The sequence below is a fragment of the Burkholderia sp. Ac-20345 genome (assembly GCF_017104825.1).
Classification (GTDB): Bacteria; Pseudomonadota; Gammaproteobacteria; order Burkholderiales; family Burkholderiaceae; genus Burkholderia; species Burkholderia lata_B.
In genome coordinates this window covers 1-558 of sequence record NZ_JAAGPO010000562.1, presented here as the reverse complement: position 1 = coordinate 558, position 558 = coordinate 1, and the positions used below count along the sequence as shown (strand labels likewise).

At 68.3% G+C, this 558-nt stretch carries 1 protein-coding gene; it reads left to right on the top strand.

The window, feature by feature from the left end; translation table 11 throughout:
* Positions 1-558: acyl-CoA dehydrogenase family protein (locus G3O06_RS48690; RefSeq protein ID WP_205820510.1), on the top strand; the 558-nt coding region annotated here is incomplete at both ends.

The following is a 558-nucleotide window of genomic DNA, read 5'->3' as shown; positions in this document are numbered from 1 at the left end:
CGGGCTTCGAGGATGCCGGTTACGACACGGCGCAGGCCGTGCTCGACGAGTCCGCGAAGTTCTGCGGCGAGGTGCTGGCGCCGCTGAACGTCGAAGGCGACCGCAACCCGAGCAGCTGGAAGGACGGCGTCGTGACCGCGACGCCCGGCTTCGGCGAAGCGTTCCGCCAGTTCGTCGAAGGCGGCTGGCAGGGGCTGCAGCATCCGACCGAATATGACGGCCAGGGGCTGCCGAAGCTGATCGCGACGCCGTGCATCGAGATGCTGAACGCGTCGAACCTGTCGTTCGCGCTGTGCCCGCTCCTGACCGACGGCGCGATCGAGGCGCTGCTGACGGCCGGCACCGACGAGCAGAAGCAGCGCTACGTGCCGAAGCTGATCTCGGGCGAATGGACCGGCACGATGAACCTGACCGAGCCGCAGGCGGGCTCGGATCTCGCGCTGGTGCGCTCGCGCGCCGAGCCGCAGGGCGACGGCACGTACAAGGTGTTCGGCACGAAGATCTTCATCACGTGGGGCGAGCACGACATGGCGGACAACATCGTCCACCTGGTGCTGG